The sequence below is a fragment of the Candidatus Saccharimonadaceae bacterium ML1 genome (assembly GCA_030253535.1).
GTDB lineage: Bacteria > Patescibacteriota > Saccharimonadia > Saccharimonadales > Saccharimonadaceae > Saccharimonas > Saccharimonas epibionticum.
Genome location: CP124550.1, coordinates 336,112 through 352,200, shown reverse-complemented (window position 1 = coordinate 352,200; position 16,089 = coordinate 336,112). Strand labels below are relative to the sequence as shown.

19 protein-coding genes and 1 tRNA gene are annotated in these 16,089 nt (G+C 52.8%); 8 read left to right on the top strand and 12 right to left on the bottom strand.

Annotated features, from left to right (window positions below; genetic code table 11):
* The first annotated feature begins 130 nt into the window (after nt 1-130).
* The 5 genes from SEML1_RS01820 (at nt 131) to SEML1_RS01800 (ending at nt 5,858) form a co-directional block, all read left to right on the top strand.
* Complete coding sequence (locus SEML1_RS01820; protein WP_376754354.1) at nt 131-3,412, top strand: ATP-dependent DNA helicase; 3,282 nt, start codon at nt 131-133, stop codon at nt 3,410-3,412.
* Nucleotides 3,413-3,656: 244 nt separating this feature from the next.
* Nucleotides 3,657-3,854, top strand: coding sequence for a hypothetical protein (locus SEML1_RS01815; RefSeq protein ID WP_376754353.1), 198 nt, complete (start codon nt 3,657-3,659; stop codon nt 3,852-3,854).
* A gap of 330 nt (nt 3,855-4,184) precedes the next feature.
* On the top strand, nt 4,185-4,376 hold the full coding sequence (locus SEML1_RS01810) for a hypothetical protein (protein WP_376754352.1): 192 nt from the start codon (nt 4,185-4,187) through the stop codon (nt 4,374-4,376).
* A gap of 168 nt (nt 4,377-4,544) precedes the next feature.
* A tRNA-OTHER gene (locus SEML1_RS01805) sits at nt 4,545-4,623 on the top strand.
* Nucleotides 4,624-4,844: 221 nt separating this feature from the next.
* Nucleotides 4,845-5,858 carry a tRNA dihydrouridine synthase gene (locus SEML1_RS01800; RefSeq protein ID WP_404979384.1) on the top strand — a complete coding sequence of 338 codons (1,014 nt, stop codon included), beginning with the start codon at nt 4,845-4,847 and terminating at the stop codon, nt 5,856-5,858.
* Nucleotides 5,859-6,520: 662 nt separating this feature from the next.
* Here the strand turns inward: SEML1_RS01800 and SEML1_RS01795 are convergent.
* The 12 genes from SEML1_RS01795 to SEML1_RS01740 all read right to left on the bottom strand — a co-directional run bounded on the left by SEML1_RS01795 (nt 6,521) and on the right by SEML1_RS01740 (nt 15,068).
* Nucleotides 6,521-6,799: a hypothetical protein gene (locus SEML1_RS01795; protein WP_376754350.1), complete on the bottom strand. Its 279-nt coding sequence runs from the start codon at nt 6,797-6,799 to the stop codon at nt 6,521-6,523.
* Nucleotides 6,786-7,901, bottom strand: a complete 1,116-nt coding sequence (locus SEML1_RS01790; protein WP_376754349.1) for a bifunctional folylpolyglutamate synthase/dihydrofolate synthase — start codon at nt 7,899-7,901, stop codon at nt 6,786-6,788. The genes SEML1_RS01795 and SEML1_RS01790 overlap by 14 nt, the downstream gene beginning before the upstream one ends.
* 74 nt (nt 7,902-7,975) lie before the next feature.
* Nucleotides 7,976-8,401, bottom strand: coding sequence for an ATP synthase F1 subunit epsilon (atpC, locus tag SEML1_RS01785; RefSeq protein ID WP_376754348.1), 426 nt, complete (start codon nt 8,399-8,401; stop codon nt 7,976-7,978).
* Nucleotides 8,402-8,404: 3 nt separating this feature from the next.
* Nucleotides 8,405-9,781, bottom strand: a complete 1,377-nt coding sequence (atpD, locus tag SEML1_RS01780) for a F0F1 ATP synthase subunit beta (protein WP_376754347.1) — start codon at nt 9,779-9,781, stop codon at nt 8,405-8,407.
* On the bottom strand, nt 9,774-10,256 hold the full coding sequence (locus tag SEML1_RS01775; RefSeq protein ID WP_376754346.1) for a hypothetical protein: 483 nt from the start codon (nt 10,254-10,256) through the stop codon (nt 9,774-9,776). Before SEML1_RS01775 ends, atpD begins: the two co-directional genes overlap by 8 nt.
* A complete protein-coding gene (atpG, locus tag SEML1_RS01770) occupies nt 10,253-11,122 on the bottom strand; it encodes an ATP synthase F1 subunit gamma (RefSeq protein ID WP_376754345.1) in 870 nt (289 codons plus the stop codon). Before atpG ends, SEML1_RS01775 begins: the two co-directional genes overlap by 4 nt.
* Complete coding sequence (atpA, locus tag SEML1_RS01765; RefSeq protein WP_376754344.1) at nt 11,123-12,658, bottom strand: F0F1 ATP synthase subunit alpha; 1,536 nt, start codon at nt 12,656-12,658, stop codon at nt 11,123-11,125.
* A 9-nt stretch (nt 12,659-12,667) separates the two neighbouring features.
* Nucleotides 12,668-13,048 (bottom strand): F0F1 ATP synthase subunit delta, encoded by a 381-nt coding sequence (locus SEML1_RS01760; RefSeq protein ID WP_376754343.1) that lies wholly within the window; start codon nt 13,046-13,048, stop codon nt 12,668-12,670.
* Entirely contained in the window at nt 13,049-13,588 is a 540-nt protein-coding gene (atpF, locus tag SEML1_RS01755; RefSeq protein ID WP_376754342.1) for a F0F1 ATP synthase subunit B, read from the bottom strand. It abuts the gene before it with no gap.
* A gap of 15 nt (nt 13,589-13,603) precedes the next feature.
* Nucleotides 13,604-13,816 carry an ATP synthase F0 subunit C gene (locus tag SEML1_RS01750; RefSeq protein WP_376754341.1) on the bottom strand — a complete coding sequence of 71 codons (213 nt, stop codon included), beginning with the start codon at nt 13,814-13,816 and terminating at the stop codon, nt 13,604-13,606.
* A gap of 35 nt (nt 13,817-13,851) precedes the next feature.
* Nucleotides 13,852-14,793: a F0F1 ATP synthase subunit A gene (locus tag SEML1_RS01745; RefSeq protein ID WP_376754340.1), complete on the bottom strand. Its 942-nt coding sequence runs from the start codon at nt 14,791-14,793 to the stop codon at nt 13,852-13,854.
* Nucleotides 14,790-15,068: an AtpZ/AtpI family protein gene (locus tag SEML1_RS01740; protein WP_376754339.1), complete on the bottom strand. Its 279-nt coding sequence runs from the start codon at nt 15,066-15,068 to the stop codon at nt 14,790-14,792. Before SEML1_RS01740 ends, SEML1_RS01745 begins: the two co-directional genes overlap by 4 nt.
* A gap of 63 nt (nt 15,069-15,131) precedes the next feature.
* Between SEML1_RS01740 and SEML1_RS01735 the strand changes: the two genes are divergently transcribed.
* From SEML1_RS01735 to SEML1_RS01725, 3 genes are all read left to right on the top strand, one after another.
* Nucleotides 15,132-15,341, top strand: coding sequence for a hypothetical protein (locus tag SEML1_RS01735; RefSeq protein ID WP_376754338.1), 210 nt, complete (start codon nt 15,132-15,134; stop codon nt 15,339-15,341).
* A gap of 62 nt (nt 15,342-15,403) precedes the next feature.
* Nucleotides 15,404-15,673 carry a glutaredoxin family protein gene (locus SEML1_RS01730; protein ID WP_376754337.1) on the top strand — a complete coding sequence of 90 codons (270 nt, stop codon included), beginning with the start codon at nt 15,404-15,406 and terminating at the stop codon, nt 15,671-15,673.
* A 96-nt stretch (nt 15,674-15,769) separates the two neighbouring features.
* Nucleotides 15,770-15,994: a hypothetical protein gene (locus SEML1_RS01725; protein WP_376754336.1), complete on the top strand. Its 225-nt coding sequence runs from the start codon at nt 15,770-15,772 to the stop codon at nt 15,992-15,994.
* Nucleotides 15,995-16,089: the final 95 nt, after the last annotated feature.

Here is a 16,089-nt window from a genome sequence, read left to right as displayed (position 1 = left end):
TAATTATAGCATAATCGCCGAGGCGTAAACTCAGAGCGTTTACGCGCTTCAAGAGCGAGAAGTACGAGACGCCGCAAAACTCTCACCAACAAGTAGCCTGCGATACTTGATATGCGGTACAATAAATGCAATGACGACTTTTCACACGCGCTACAATAAACTTAACGCCGCCCAGCGCAAGGCGGTTGATACGATCGACGGACCGCTGCTCGTAGTGGCGGGGCCAGGCACCGGCAAGACCGAGCTGCTGAGCATGCGCGTCGCAAACATTTTACATAAAACCGACACGCTGCCCGAAAACATTTTATGCCTCACGTTTACCGACAGCGGCGCGACAGCGATGCGGGCGCGCCTCGCAAGTATTATCGGGCCTGATGCCTACAAAGTAGCGATTCAAACATTCCACAGTTTTGGCACGGAAACGATCAATCACAACAGCGAATATTTTTACCATGGCGCAGCATTCAAACCAGCCGACGATTTAACGATGCACGCATTTATGATGCAAATTTTCGACGAGCTGCAGCACGACAATCCGCTCGCAAGCAAAATGAATGGCGAATACACGCATTTGCGCGACGCGATGCAAGTGATCAGCGAGCTGAAGCAGGCAGGCCTAACGAGCGGGGAGCTGCTGCAAATTATTGATAATAACGACGAGACGCTTAACGCAGTCGAAGCGAATTTAGCGTCAATTTTTGCAAACAGAATCAGCAAAACAACAATCACGCTCATCGCGCCCATCGCAAAAACAGCCGCCGAGCTGCCGCTGCCGAAATTACCGCCCGCAATTACGCCGCTTGCAAACAATCTGGCGCTTAGCCTGGCGCATGCCTTCGACGCTGCGGTTGAATCCGGCAAAACCACGCCAATCACTGCCTGGCGCAACGCCTGGATGGAGAAAGACTCAACCGGCGCATTTGTGTTTAAGGATCGTAAACGCCACGCTAAATTGCGCGCTATGGCGCCAGTATACAACCGCTACCGCGAGCTGATGCAAAAAGCAGCGTTATACGATTACGACGACATGATTCTAAATGTTGTGCAAGCAATTGAGCAATCGCCCGAACTCAAATTCAATCTGCAAGAACGCTATCATTATATTCTCGTCGACGAATTTCAGGACACGAATCTAGCACAATTGCGTATTCTGTTTAATCTCACCGATAACCCGGCAGGCGACGCGCCGAATATTATGGCGGTTGGCGACGACGACCAGGCAATTTACAGCTTTCAAGGTGCGGACGTTGGCAATATTCACCGGTTCCGCGAACGCTATCCAAATTACCGCCATGTCGTACTCACCGAAAACTACCGCTCAGCGCAAACGATCCTTGATGACGCACGCGCCGTTATCACGCAAGCAAACGGACGCTTAGAGACAACGATGGAGATTAACAAGCAATTGACGTCGCATACAGCAGAAAGCAAGATGGTTGAGTTGCACGAACATACTACGCCCGCAGACGAACGTGCCTGGATCGCAAAACATATCGCCGAACAGATTGCGCGTGGCACTCGCCCAAGCGACATCGCTGTAATTAGCCGATGGCACCGCGATTTGGTCGAGCTACTGCCATATCTCCATGAGCGCGGCATTGCGGTCAACTACGAACGGCGCGACAATGTGCTGGACGACGAACGCATCGCGGCAATTGAGCTGCTCGCGCGCACCGTCACTGCCATCGCCAGCGGGCAGCACAGCGAAGCCGACAGCTTACTGCCCGAACTTGTGTCGCATCCAATGTACGATTTCTCGCCTGAAACAATCTGGAAACTAAGCGTTAACGCCTACCGCAACCACACATCATGGATTAATACCATGCTTGCAACGCCTGCGCTTGCGCCATTTGCAGCATGGTTGCTGGAGCGGGCAAGGGCAGCCGCGCACGAATCGGTCGAAGAGTTTATCGACGAGCTCATCGGCGTACCAAATGGTAAAAAGCGGCAATTTACATCGCCGCTCTATGAACATTACTTCAGCGCAGACATACTCGCAAAAAATCCCGAAGCGTACCTTGAAGCGCTTGAAGCCCTGCGCACAATCCGCAGCAAACTGCGCGACTATCGCGGCGATCATCTCACCATCGCCGATTTTGTCGACTTCATTGACGACTACCGCCAGCTTGATACGCCGATCACTAGCGTCCGCCGCCGCAGCGATACAATTGACGACGCTATCAACCTGATGACCGCCCACAAGTCTAAAGGGCTTGAGTTCGACACTGTTTACGTCATTAATTCCATCGACGCGCAATGGGGCGAGCGCGTCCGCGGGCGCAGCCGCAACATCAGCTACCCGGAAAATATCACCATTGCGCCGAACGCCGACACCTACGATGAGCGCCTGCGCCTCTATTTCGTTGCTATGACGCGCGCGAAACGCCAACTGTTTTTAACGTACTCGCGCGCCGATCTAAACAGCAAAGATACGCTCGTCGCCGGTTTCCTGACTGGCGTGAATTTGCAGCCAATCGTACACCGCACGCCAGAAACAGTCGCGCAGTTAACCGCACAAGCGCAAACCGCGTGGCATGACCGCATTATCCGTAAGCCGACCGCTAGCATGAAAGCATTGCTCGCGCCAATGTTGGAACAGTACAAGCTTTCTGCTACGCACCTCAACAATTTCATCGACGTTTCGCGCGGCGGACCGCAAGGATTCCTGATGAATAATTTACTGCACTTTCCACAAGCGAAAAGCGCGGACGCCAGTTTCGGTACTGCTATTCACGCCGCATTGCAGCGCGCCCACACTCACTTGAGCGCCACCGGCGAACGTCGCCCGGCCGAAGACGTCATCGGTGATTTTGTCCGCGAACTGCACGACCAGCGCCTCAGTATAGACGAGTTCAACCACTACGCTAAGCGCGGCACCGATGCGCTTAGTAAATTCTTGCACGCCGAATACGACAGCTTCACGCCTACGCAAAAAGCTGAGCTTAGCTTCGCATCGCAAGGGGTCACGCTGGGCGGCGCCCGCTTGACCGGCTCGCTTGACCTCGTCGATATCAACGGCAACCATATCTTCGTGACAGACTACAAAACCGGCAAGCCAAGCACAAGCTGGACAGGGCGGGGCGATTACGAAAAAATCAAGCTGCACAAATACCGCCAACAGCTTATGTTTTACCAATTGCTCTGCCAGCACTCGCGCGATTACGCCAGCTATGAGTTTGACGGCGCGATCCTGCAGTTCGTTGAGCCGGATTCGCGTGGCGATATTCACAGCCTTGACCAAGCATTCAGCACTGAAGAGCTCGCACAATTCACTACGCTCATCGCCGCAGTCTGGCGCTGTATCATCACGCTTGAACTACCGAACGCGAGCAGTTACTCTGCCGACTATAAGGGTATATTGCAATTTGAGAAAGATTTGATTGCAGGAAACGAAGTAGGTGCACAGAACTAGCTGCCCGCACGAATTACGCTGATCCACCCGCACGAAACGAGCCTAAGACACGCCCCGACCCAGCGCGCAGCAATCATTAAAAATATCCTAATCAACCCAAATTATAGCAATAAACTTGACTTTTTGCCCAATAATCGATATATATATAATTAGCTTTTCGCTCGTATTTAGGGCGAGGAGCCGCCCTATAGCGAGATGAAAAGTAGGCACTATCCACCGCGCCAACGACAGAAGGAGGAGCACTATGTTCTCTTTCAAAGAGGCTGCAAAAATTGTCACTATTATGGACACCGACGAGCGTCGAAAGTTTAATGAGCTTGGTGCGAAGCTCATTGAGGTCAGAGGCAACAGCTGGTTCGCATCGTTGCAGCGACGCTACTATGTCGTCCGGATCGACTATTTGCTGAATACGGTCGTTGACCGCTTCATCTCTAGGCGCTAACCCGTCCCTTTGAAAAGCCCGCCTCCGCAATTCAAGCGGCTGGCGCGACGCTTTATCGGGGCGGGCTTTTTTCATGCACGAGTCAGATAATAATTTACATCGCACTAATATCACCACATAGGTCAAACAGGTGATTACATAAACAAAGCAAACGAATAGAATGTACTTGACTAACATTGCATAGCATGGTACGATACAAATGTTCCAACCGAGCGGGTCCTGGCAGTGTTCCCGATGAGCACACCCGAAACGCTCTGGTACGGGAGCGTTTCGTGCGGGGTTCGCCGACAATTTCTGCCGATACTTCGGCGGAAAGGAGGTGTATGCCTCATGGGTTTTTTTGAGGACCGGTCGAAGGACGCCTACGACCGTGCTGCACACGCCGTGCAGAACGGCACCGCGTCTCGCGAACAGCGCGAGATGAACGCCAAGGCCGCCAAGACGGCCGGCAGCATGGGTAACAAGGCTCGTGCTGCCGAGCAGGGGCGGCTGAAGAGCGAGCGAGACAGTAGCCGCTGGTAGGCTACTGTCTCGCTGAACAGCGGTCGGGCGTCCCGTACAGCGCCCGAGAACACGGAGTTCGCCCCGAGCTTCGTCCGCTCGTCCTACCCGGACGTAAAACGGGTCGGGTTTGCGATTTCTCCCCGGCTGTCTGCGCAGTTAATGCGCGGAACAGCAAAAGGAATCGCCGGGCGCGTATGGCAACCAGCTTGCATGGAGGCAAATCCCTGTATGCAAGCTGTGGCGGGTTCAATTCCCGCCGCGCCCACTGGGGCCGTTCGTCTCTTCGGGCGTGACGAATGGTGGCGGTCAGCTGGAGCGCGGCAAATAGCACCGTACTCCCGAGCATATGCTCCCGCCCGGAGTGGAGAAGGGTTGTTCTCCCCCTACCTCTCCACTCCGCCCCCTCTCTATAGCTCCGGCACCATTGCCGTCGAGCCTCCCCCTACCTCAAGAACGAGGTAGGGGCTTATTTATTTCCATGGTACAATGGCAAAGATGAAATCATTTTGGAATAACCTGCCGCAACCGTTTTTTGCGCTCGCACCGATGGAAGCAGTGACGGACGTTGTGTTTCGTCATGTCGTGCAGCGGGCAGGCGCGCCAGACATATTTTTCACCGAGTTTGCCAATGCAACAGGCTGGGTGCACGCCGGCGATAAAGCGATTGCCGGACGACTGCTCAAAACCGACGACGAGCACCCGCTAGTGGCACAAATCTGGGGTGGTGAGCCAGGCGATATGGAGCAATTCGCGGCACATTGCGCGCGGCTTGGCTTTGACGGTATTGACATTAACATGGGCTGCCCGGCGAAGAGCGCCATAAAATCCGGCGGAGCAGCGCTGATTCGCCGCCCAGACGTCGCGATTGCTGCTATTCACGCCGCTAAGACCGCCGGATTGCCCGTCAGCGTCAAAACGCGACTCGGCTATACGTATGTTGACGAATGGCGCGAGTGGCTACGAACACTACTAGAGCAAGACATTGCTAATTTAACCATTCACCTGCGAACGAAAAAGGAAATGAGCAAAGCGCCGGCGCATTATGAACTGATTGGCGATATCGTCATGCTGCGCGACACAGTAGCGCCGCATACGCTGCTAACGATTAACGGCGACATACGCGACCGAGAGCATGGATTAGCGCTCGCAGCCGCGCACCCTGGCGTCAACGGTATTATGATCGGACGGGGCGTGTTTGCGAACCCGTTTTGTTTCGCCGCAGGCGACACCGGATATCTACACTCTCAGAACAATCTGGAGCAGAACAAAGCTATTTCAATAGATGACGATAGCGTAACAGCTCGATACACAGAATTATTTGACCTTCTCAACTACCACCTTGACCTCTTTGATCGCTACCAGCCGCAAACCGGACGCCCGTTCGAAACACTCAAACGCTTCTTCAAAATCTACGTTAAAGGCTTCGACGGCGCAAAAGAACTGCGCGACCAACTGATGCACGCAGCGTCAACCGATGAGGTGCGCAGGATTATCATGTAGCGTTTGTTGTTGTTTTTTAGCTCCGCATACATCGCTAGACGACAGCAGGCGCAGAGTATACTTGCAAAAGCATATAGTTTATGCTAAAATAGCAGCATGCCTGAATGTCGGCAGCTCCATACCGTTCACTCCGAAGAAACTAAAAAAGGCACTGGTTTTACCCGCACAGTACAATCTCTATCGCCAGACGAAATTATTCTTACCAGCGAAAGCGACAGTCAACTTGAAGTAACGGGCACTTCACACCCCGCCCCGATTTAGCGGATGGACGCGACGACAGTCTGTGCGACGTATAGCGTAATTTTCCTTTACAATAATCACTGCACCCACGGCGATCTTCAAGTCAAAAATAACTGCGTATGACGCAGCACTGTCTCCGAGAGTTATTGATATAACAACCGTCAGGTACCATCGCTGAAACCCGAATCAATTGCAAGCTTCAGCCGCGATACCTCGTGCTATCTTACTTCGCTCAACAAAATTGACCAACAAGGACTTCATCCCGCAAATGAGCAGATTTACGAATATTTTTTAGCACCATATAACGACGCTATTAAAGACATATTTTCACACTCTATGCAATCTGGCGTGCAAGAATTCCTCGTGCGGACAGTATTCACTTTGGATGGTATTCTGCGTAAAAATCGCTATGGATGATTTTCTCATAACCGTCCCCTTGCGCACAGCTGCTCATGCAGCTCGCCGAGCATATACATTGACCCGACAACGACGATAGGATGGTTATATTGGAGCGCGGCGTTAAACGCGTCGATCGGCGCGCCGAATTGCTTGGCGTTTCTCATACCGCATGCATCAATAACTGCCGCAAACTCTTCCGGCTTCACGCTATAATTTTGCAAATGAGGCGATGCCGTGCCGCGAAAGAACTGTGTAATATACACCTTGCCTGCTAAACGGCTAATTGCCTCAAGCGACCCCATCCAGTCTTTGCCGCGCTTTGCTGCAAAAATGACCGACGGACGGCGCCTCTGGACGATACGCAAGCTCGCCCAAAAACGCCGCAATCTTCTGCGGATTATGCGCGCCGTCTACCATCACGTCGCGCCCGTCAACATGCCACACGTTTGCACGGCCTGGCAGCTCCGTCTCTGCGAGCGCTTGGCGTGCCACGTCAAACGAAAAATCCCAGCCGTCGCGCGCCGCCAAAAAACGCACCGCGTCCAGCGCAACCGCTGCATTTTCCATCTGGTAATCACCCGGTGTATGCGTCGCTAGCGGCTCGCCATTATACGAAAATTCAACGCCCGTCTCTGTTCGAGATTGCAACGATGCATATTTCAACGGCTCGCTCCAAATGATTTGCGACTGGCGTCCGTGCGCAACTTCTTCAAGCACTGCGCGCACTGAATCTTGCTCCGGCCTCAATGCAACAACCGTGCCGCCATAGGGAATAATACCGGCTTTTTGCCAGGCGATTTCCTCAAGCGTGTCACCTAAAATCTCGGTATGATCAAGTCCGAGACGCGTAATAACCGCTAATTTATCCGATCGGCGCACTGTATTTGTAGAGTCATAACGGCCGCCTAGTCCCGTCTCAATCACGCCGTAGTCAACACGATGAGTCTCGAATAATCTCAGCGCAAGCGCATTTGTTACTTCAAAATATGTCGGGCGGCCATCTGGCATATATTGCATTGACCGCACGTAGGGAATGAGGTCGGCAGTAGCTTTGGTAAACTCGGCTTCGCTCGGCAGCTCCATATTTATCTGCGCGCGCTCGCGAACGTCAAAGACATGCGGCGAAACATGCAATCCATTCGTTTTGCCATGCGCTTTCAAAAGATTGGCAATAAAATAGCTTGTCGAACCTTTGCCGCTCGTACCGGCAACGTGAATAATCGGGAACGATTCTTGCGGATCATTTAGCAGCGCAAACCACGCTCGCGCTCGCTCAAGTCCCGCTGCGCCACGAAACACCGCACCGCCAAGTGACGGCAAATCGTCAAATAAAAATCTCTTTGCATCCGAGAATGTTTGTATATTGCCGAACAGTGGTACGGTTTGGTTCTTGCGAGTCGTCATCAAAGCTATTATAACGCCCCGAAAGTACACGCGCACTACTAAAGGCTATAAGAAAACGAAAAGATATCTGGCCGCTAATGTCGTCGCCGGCGCCGATGCAGCTCGGCAACTTTCAACCGTACCGCATGGCGGTCAACCAGCTGGTGGGCTTTTTCGAGCTCAACCTGGTCGTTTGATTCTTCTTGCAGCTTCAGCGCGCGCTCTAGCGCAGCTTGGCTTTCCGCTTCAATAATGTCGTCGCCGTGTTCTGCTTCGTCAACCAAAATACGCACGCGCTCTTGATTGATCTCAACTACGCCGCCCGAAATCGCAAAATATTCCAGCTCATCATCGCTATCTTCTTTGCGGCGGCGCACTGTTACCACGCCCGGCACCGCCACTGTTACGAGCGCCTCGTGGCTTGGAAAAACCGAAATCACGCCTTCGGTAGTCGGCAAAATCACTTCGTAAACTGCTTCGTCAAGCTTGACGCCAGCCAATGTCACCAGCTGAAACTGCATTGGCTAGTCCTTTTTCTCGCTTAACGGTACAGGCGACATGTAGAACCAGTTCTCTGGCTTGTCGTCATATTTGCCAGACAAGATATCTTTAGCGTCGCGAATTGTGTCCTCAAGCTTGAAGTAGCTGCCCGGATTGCCGGTAAACTGCTCGGCGACATGGAATGGCTGCGCTAAGAAGCGCTGCAAGCGGCGGGCGCGCGCCACAGTCTGTTTTTGATCGTCCGACAGCTCTTCCATACCGAGAATTGCAATAATATCCTGCAACTCTTTGTATTGCTGCAACACGCGCTGCACTTCGCGCGCCACGGCATAATGCTCGTCGCCAACAATTTCCGGATCAAGCGAATTTGAGCTGGAATCAAGCACGTCTACCGCCGGATAAATACCAATTTCCGTCAGCGCGCGGTTCATCACGATCGTCGCGTCCAGGTGGGCGAATGTCGTCGCCGGCGCCGGGTCGGTTAGGTCGTCGGCCGGCACATACACTGCTTGCACTGAAGTAATCGAGCCTTTTTTCGTGCTGGTAATACGCTCCTGCAGCGCGCCCATTTCTTGCTGCAAGTTCGGCTGATAACCCACAGCACTCGGCAAACGACCAAGCAGGGCAGACACTTCGGCTCCCGCCTGCGTAAAGCGAAAAATGTTGTCAACAAACAATAGCACGTCCTTACCTTCATCACGAAACGCTTCAGCAATCGCCAGTCCGCTCAACGCCACGCGTAGACGCGCTCCTGGCGGTTCATTCATCTGCCCAAAGACAAGCGATGTTTTGTCGAGCACGCCGGCGTCTTTCATCTCGTAATAGAGATCGTTACCCTCGCGCGTACGCTCGCCGACACCGGCAAATACTGAATTGCCGTCATGGAACTTTGCAATATTATTAATCAGCTCCTGAATCAGCACCGTCTTGCCGACACCTGCACCCGCAAACAAACCAGCCTTACCGCCCTTGGTAAGCGGCGCAATAAGATCAATCACCTTGATGCCTGTTTCTAAAATCTCCGTCTTGTTTGATTGTTCAGTCAGCTTAGGCGGTTGGCGGTGAATCGGCGCGCGACGTACATCCTTTGCGATTTTTTCACCGTCAATCGGTTCACCAACCACATTGAACATTCGCCCCTGAGTCGCTTCACCAACCGGTACGCTAATCGGCGCACCCGTTGCCGTTACGTCCTGCCCGCGCCGCAAGCCGTCAGTGCTTTGTAAGCTAATTGTCCGCACCGTATGCCTGTCTAGATGCTGTGCCACCTCTAACGTGACTATTTGCTCGCCACGGGTAACCGTTAGCGCGTCGTAAATCGCCGGCAACTCTGTGTCGTTAAACTCGACGTCAACTACTACGCCCATGATTTGGATAATTTTTCCTACTTTTTTACTCATGACCTTCTCCTTGTTTCAATACGTCAATCAATCCTGCGACATCACCATCGGGCAGTACAATTCCGCCAAGCGCCGCAACTTCAAGCGCTTTCGAATTTATGCCGCCATCAGGCTTCTCGAGCAAATATATTGGCACGCCGCTTACATACGCCACCGCCATCTCCATCAGCGTATTTGCGCCGATATAACCAGGTTCGTTATTTTTCTCATAATTACACACCAGTACCGCACGAGAGCGCGCAATATTCGCAAAATGCCGGTCCATATAATCTTTTTTCTTTGCAAGCACCTGTTCCTTAGCGAGCGACGACCAGTCAACATTATCCTCAGCAGCAGGAACGCGAACACGCAGTCCAGCCGCCTCAAGCGTTCGGGCGGCTGCCGTGAATTTCTCTTGATGCGCCATTGACCCGCAGATCGTAACATCAACCAAATCCGGATTGTACTGATTCACCAGCTGTGCGATTCTCATCATTGCATCGCCTCCACGCCAGCGCTAATCTCCGTCAGCTCTTGCGTAATCGCCGCTTGGCGCGCCTTGTTCATTTCAAGTGTCAACGCATCAACAAGATCAGTCGCGTTATCGGTAGCATTTTTCATAGCGAGCATGCGCATGCTATGTTCGCTGGCGCGCGAATCCGTCAGCGCTTGAAATAAGCGTGCGCTAATTAGCCGGTAGGCGATATCGTCGATAATCTGCTTCGGGCTCGGTTCAAATTTTGCTTCGGCAATATCAGACTGCACATCATCGGTTGGCGTAAAACCGGCAGGGAACAGGCGTACTACGTCTGCCCGCTGCGTTAGACTACTAACAAACCGCGTAAAAATGACGTCCACCGCATCAACCTGATTGGCTTCAAACATGTCTTTCGCAGTGTTCAGAATCGCATGAAACTCGGCACCCGAAAAATGATCCGGCAGATCCTCATAGGTACCGACTATTTCCGTGTCTTTGATGCGCGTTGTCGCCTGAGCAATTTTACGCCCTACTGCAATCGTTTTATTTGCAATATTTGCCGCATCGTCGGACTTCAGCTCGTGCACGTAAGACTTCAGAATATTTGCATTATACGCGCCCGCCAAACCCTTATCGCTCGCAATGACGATAAGCAAGCGGGACTTCACTGGACGCACCGTGAACCATTTATGCCCATTCGTCGCACCTTGCGCCGCTAGATACGTAAGCAGTTCGCGCGCCGCCATCGTATACGCCTGCGAGCTCTTTGTCGCCTCTTGCGCTCGGCGCATTTTGCTCGCCGCCACCATCTGCATCGCTTTCGTGATCTGCTTCGTGCTTTTCACCGAGCGAATGCGCGATTTTAGTTGCTGAGTTGACGCCATTTATTCCTCGTATCCTTTCGCGATCGCTTTAGCAGTATTTCTCACGATTTTTGCAATTTTTTCATCTTCGCCGAATTTCTTATCGCCTTTTGTAAGCGCGCGCATATCATCTTTGTGCTCAGCCCACAAGCGTTCCAATAGTGCTTGCTGCGCCTCTTTAATCTTTGCTGCCGGCACATCATCAAATAGCCCTTCGCTCACTGCCGCGATTGATGCAACTTGCTCCCAAACGCTCATCGGCTGATACTGCGGCTGTTTGAGCAGTTCTGTTAAGCGCTGACCGCGCTCAATTTGCGATTTTGTCGCGTCGTCCAAATCCGAGCCAAACTGCGCAAAACTCGCAAGCTCGCGAAATTGACTGAGACCAAGCTTCAGGTTGCCGCTGACCGATTTCACTGCTTTCGTCTGGGCAGCGCCGCCGACACGCGACACGCTTAAGCCCGCTGAGATTGCCGGGCGGATGCCTTGATAAAACAGATCTGTCTCCATGAAAATCTGGCCGTCGGTAATAGAAATCACATTGGTTGGAATATACGCGGAAATGTCGCCTGCCTGCGTTTCGATAATTGGAAGGGCAGTTAACGACCCAGCACCTAATTCATCTGATAATTTTGCCGAGCGCTCCAACAAGCGCGAGTGCAGGTAAAATACGTCGCCCGGAAATGCTTCGCGACCCGGCGGACGGCGCAATAGCAGCGACATCTGGCGGTATGCCACAGCATGCTTCGTTAAGTCGTCGTAAATCATTAGCGCATGCTTACCGCTATCGCGGAAGTATTCGCCCATCGACGTACCGGCGTATGGCGCCAAATAGAGCAGGGAAGCTGGGTCGCTCGGACTCGTCGCCACAACAATCGTTTGATCCATTACGCCTTCAGATTTCAGGCGTTCAACAAGCCGGGCAATTTTCGATAATTTCTGACCAATCGCTACATACACGTTAACAACACCGGTCTTTTGGCGCGCCTGGTTAATCATCGTATCAAGCGCGATGGCGGTCTTGCCCGTCTGGCGATCGCCGATAATTAGCTCGCGCTGTCCGCGCCCGATCGGGAACATAGCATCAATTGACATAATACCGGTCATCAGCGGCTCGTGCACGCTTTTGCGCCCCATCACACCAATCGCTTCGCGCTCCACTGGTAAACGATGCTTCGCCTTGATCTCCGAACCGCCATCAAGCGGTTGGCCAAGCGGATTAACCACTCGTCCAAGCAACTCTTCGCCAACCGGCACGCTAAGCACTTCGCCCTTCAGCTTGACTCTATCGCCAGCCGCTACACCCTGGTCGCTGCCTAGCAGCACTGCGCCGATTTCGTCTTCCATCAAATTCAGCACGAATGCTTCAACAATACCGTCAGCTGTTTGCACTTCCAGCACTTCCGAATAGCCCGCTTGGCGCAACCCATGTACCCAAACTACGCCGTCGCCGACGCGCGTCACGATACCAACTTTTTCCAATCCTTCTTTCGCCTCAAGTCCCGCGATCGCCCGCCGCAGGCTCTCAGACAATTCCGCCACTGCGTTATCAGCCATATTGCTCCTTTACTTCGCGCCCTTGAGGGCGATTAATTTACGTTGAATCGTGTCGTCAAACTCGCTATCGGGCAAGGTAATTTTCACGCCGCCAATAACATCCGGATTGATGCGCTCGCGAAAATGCGTCTCGCGCCCGCCAACGAGTGTACGTATACGCACGCGCAGCTCATTGCTTAGCCGGTGCGCCGAAAGCGTCTCAACGATGACGATGCCGCGTGCTTGCAACTCCTCTTCAATCGCTGCAACGACCAAATTCGCCGTACGCGTCGCTTTCATTTCGATCAAATATGCCGCGATTTCGCGCAACAATAAACCACGGTCGCCACCCGCCGCCAATACGTCAGCCGCGTAGCTCGCAATTCGTCGCCGCGAAATTACCTGCGCCATTTATTGCAGCTCCCCAAGGTTTTTTTCAATCAGCTGCGTATCTTTACTCGCATCAACGGTGTGGCGCGTCACGCCGGCAGTCGCTTCGACTACTAAGTCAATCATTTCGCTGCGCAAATTTTTCTTTGCTGCTACTAATTCTGCCGCCACGTCGCGCCGCCCATTCTCGATAATCCGTTTCGCTTGCAACGACGCTTTCGCCTCAGCATCGGCTATCATATCTGCCGCTTCTTGCTTTGCCGACGACACAATCGCCCGCGACTCGCGCTGCGCATTTTTGAGCATCGCTGCCGTGCGCGCTTCGCTTTCGTCGGCCGCTTTCTGCGCCTGGCGCGCTGCTTTAGCGCCCGCTCTAACTTCAGCATCGCGTTTATCCAGCGTTTCAACAAGCGGCGGATACACAAACTTGCGAAGCAAGACAAGCAGCACTAAAAACGCAACCGTTTGCAAACCAAGCGCTTTCCAGTCGAGACCGAGCGACGTAAACATATCCGCCTTTTCCGCGTGCGCCGCCGCAAATTGTGTCACACTTTCTATCACGATGACCCCTGCTACTTACATAACCTTTCCGACGATTGCCGCCACGAAACCAATAATTGCCAAGGCGTCGATAAATGAAATCCCAAGAATCATCATCGTGCGCAAATCGTTAATTTTTTCTGGATTACGCCCAGCCGCATTCATCGCAGCCGTACCGACCATACCGCACCCGATCGCGGCAAACGCTGCCGGAATTGCATAAGTGAGAGCAAATGATAATGCTTCCATAATTTGATAATTCTCCTTATATTATTGTTATCGATTTATGACTCATTCTCCGCCGCTAGTTTCGGACTATCAACAGGGGAATGATCAACTGAAGCGTACGGCTCGCCATGGTCGCCATGCGGCACGAGACCTAGGGAAATAAATACGGTTGACAACATAAAGAAAATGTACGCTTGAATGCCACCAATAAACAGCTCAAAAAAGTAAAACGGTTGAAGCGCCATCGGCGAAATCACCTGCGTCAAATACGCAATCATGATTAACAGTACCTCACCTGCTAGCACGTTGCCAAACAAGCGGAAACTCAGGCCCAGCATGCGCGAGAACTCCGCCACCAGCTCTAAGATACCGACAAATGACATAATCGGATCGCGCAGCGGGTTTACAAAGTAGCGCCCCATATTGCCGCGGAAACCCATATACTTAAACGCATACACCTGCGCCGCGACAATGGTCACAATCGCCAATCCAAATGTCATGTTTAAGTCCGCTACGCCACCACGCAACAGGGGAGTACCGTGCTCGCCAACCGTGATCGGACCAACGACAGGTAATAGCCCCAGCCAATACTGCGCCACTACAAAAAAGAATATCGTGATCGTTAGCGGTGCAACTCGCCGCGCCCACGCCTCATCTTGGACTACCTGTTTAACCGTGTTGTACAATCCTTCAAATGTCCACTGCATCAAACGCGTCGCGAATGTATGTTTTCTGCGCCCCAGCACTGCCAAGCGCATCCGAAACATCAGCCACACGAGCACGATCAGCCCAAACGCGCCGAGCACCTGCGAATTCGTTACCGCAAATCCGCCGATCGTCGCGACTGTATCGGCTTTCACTGAGATATGCGGACCAGCCGCCGCAAACGTTGCCACAGCACCACTAGCCGCCGCGCCAAATGCCAACGCCGCGCCATCAGAAATCATCGTACCTGCGCCGCTTATTGCTGCGCCTAGCCCGAATCCAGCCGCTATCATCGCTGTGCCGCCTTTCGCCGCGTACCGCCCGCGATTTGCCGCTTCACAAGCACAAACGCGCCAACAAACCCTAATACAATACCACCAAACATCAGCCACGGTTTCGTACCGAACTGCGCATCTAGCCATACACCAGCCAGCGTCAGACCAACGCTCGGCGTAAACATGCGCCACGTCGTATCTGCCATTGTCGCCATAATCGCCGACGCCGGCACGCTCGCAGAGGATGTGGCGCCCGCCGCACGGCTGTCGCTATCGCCAGAGAGTTTACTCATACGCAGTTAATTGTATCAGGCAACCAGATTGTCTGTAAAGCCCGAACCTCGTATACTACAAACATGCCGCGCCGTAATCGCACCCCCAAGCACCAGCGCTACCGTAATAATTCCGCCCGAGCGCCCGAGAAAAAGCGCTTCGCCAGCCGCAGCGACGCTCTGCGTGCTATTCGCGAACTACAAAAGTACCATTTAGACTTGAAACTTACTTGCTATCAGTCGCCTGTTGACGGCGGCTGGTACTTGACAAGCGACACATCTAGCGTTCAATAAGCTCTTGTGCACGCTACATGTTGTGCGTATAATGATTATGGTTAACGAGGAAAGGGATCATAATGTCAAAAGCTGCACAATCACACGTCATTATTTATAGCGCCGCCTGGTGTGCATTTTGCAAAACCGAAAAGCAATATCTAGAACACCTCGGCGTACCATTTACCGTACGCGATATTGAAACCGACGAGGGTGCAATGGACGAGTTGCTCGCCAAAGTTGGCGGAGGCGCCAGCAGTGTCCCTGTTACCGACATTGCCGGCGTTATCGTCCGCGGCTTTGACCGTGCTAAAATTGATGCAGCGCTGCGCAATAAAGGACTGCTTACTTAGTTTTTCGCTTGACCAATCACACCATACATGGTATATATAGAATAGCTTTTCGCGCAATCCCGCGCGGAGAGGTCGCTCTTTGGAGAGGATAAGGCGATGGAGACTGCTCTCATTGTTGCTTTGTTCATTGTTGCATTTGTCGCCTGCATGGCAATTGTTATCGTCATTCCGGCATGGATCATTATGATCCTCTTGGGCGCGCTTCACGCGTCCGGGCTGGATGGAGTGCCAGCGTTGTCGTTCTTCCAATCCTGCTTGGTTGTCGCGCTGCTTATGACCGTGGCAGGGTTGCTGCGCTTCGCCACCAGCGACTGCGACTAGCACCCCTGGAAATAGCTCGCCGATTCGGCATCAAGTCTGATTGAGCGTTTTCTTGAAACGCTCTCAGGTTTTTGTCCGAAAGCTCAGCTTGAGCC

Bases quoted from the DNA above. Each gene is read 5' to 3' on its own strand.
- atpA (WP_376754344.1), bottom strand. From the start codon at position 12,658: ATGGCTGATAACGCAGTGGCGGAATTGTCTGAGAGCCTGCGGCGGGCG.
- SEML1_RS01800 (WP_404979384.1), top strand. From the start codon at position 4,845: ATGGCAAAGATGAAATCATTTTGGAATAACCTGCCGCAACCGTTTTTT.
- SEML1_RS01810 (WP_376754352.1), top strand. From the start codon at position 4,185: ATGGGTTTTTTTGAGGACCGGTCGAAGGACGCCTACGACCGTGCTGCA.
- atpC (WP_376754348.1), bottom strand. From the start codon at position 8,401: ATGCAGTTTCAGCTGGTGACATTGGCTGGCGTCAAGCTTGACGAAGCA.
- atpG (WP_376754345.1), bottom strand. From the start codon at position 11,122: ATGGCGTCAACTCAGCAACTAAAATCGCGCATTCGCTCGGTGAAAAGC.
- SEML1_RS01775 (WP_376754346.1), bottom strand. From the start codon at position 10,256: ATGATGAGAATCGCACAGCTGGTGAATCAGTACAATCCGGATTTGGTT.
- SEML1_RS01725 (WP_376754336.1), top strand. From the start codon at position 15,770: ATGGAGACTGCTCTCATTGTTGCTTTGTTCATTGTTGCATTTGTCGCC.
- SEML1_RS01790 (WP_376754349.1), bottom strand. From the start codon at position 7,901: ATGACGACTCGCAAGAACCAAACCGTACCACTGTTCGGCAATATACAA.
- SEML1_RS01815 (WP_376754353.1), top strand. From the start codon at position 3,657: ATGTTCTCTTTCAAAGAGGCTGCAAAAATTGTCACTATTATGGACACC.
- SEML1_RS01730 (WP_376754337.1), top strand. From the start codon at position 15,404: ATGTCAAAAGCTGCACAATCACACGTCATTATTTATAGCGCCGCCTGG.
- SEML1_RS01795 (WP_376754350.1), bottom strand. From the start codon at position 6,799: ATGGGGTCGCTTGAGGCAATTAGCCGTTTAGCAGGCAAGGTGTATATT.
- SEML1_RS01760 (WP_376754343.1), bottom strand. From the start codon at position 13,048: ATGGCGCAGGTAATTTCGCGGCGACGAATTGCGAGCTACGCGGCTGAC.
- atpD (WP_376754347.1), bottom strand. From the start codon at position 9,781: ATGAGTAAAAAAGTAGGAAAAATTATCCAAATCATGGGCGTAGTAGTT.
- SEML1_RS01735 (WP_376754338.1), top strand. From the start codon at position 15,132: ATGCCGCGCCGTAATCGCACCCCCAAGCACCAGCGCTACCGTAATAAT.
- SEML1_RS01820 (WP_376754354.1), top strand. From the start codon at position 131: ATGACGACTTTTCACACGCGCTACAATAAACTTAACGCCGCCCAGCGC.
- SEML1_RS01745 (WP_376754340.1), bottom strand. From the start codon at position 14,793: ATGATAGCGGCTGGATTCGGGCTAGGCGCAGCAATAAGCGGCGCAGGT.
- SEML1_RS01750 (WP_376754341.1), bottom strand. From the start codon at position 13,816: ATGGAAGCATTATCATTTGCTCTCACTTATGCAATTCCGGCAGCGTTT.
- SEML1_RS01740 (WP_376754339.1), bottom strand. From the start codon at position 15,068: ATGAGTAAACTCTCTGGCGATAGCGACAGCCGTGCGGCGGGCGCCACA.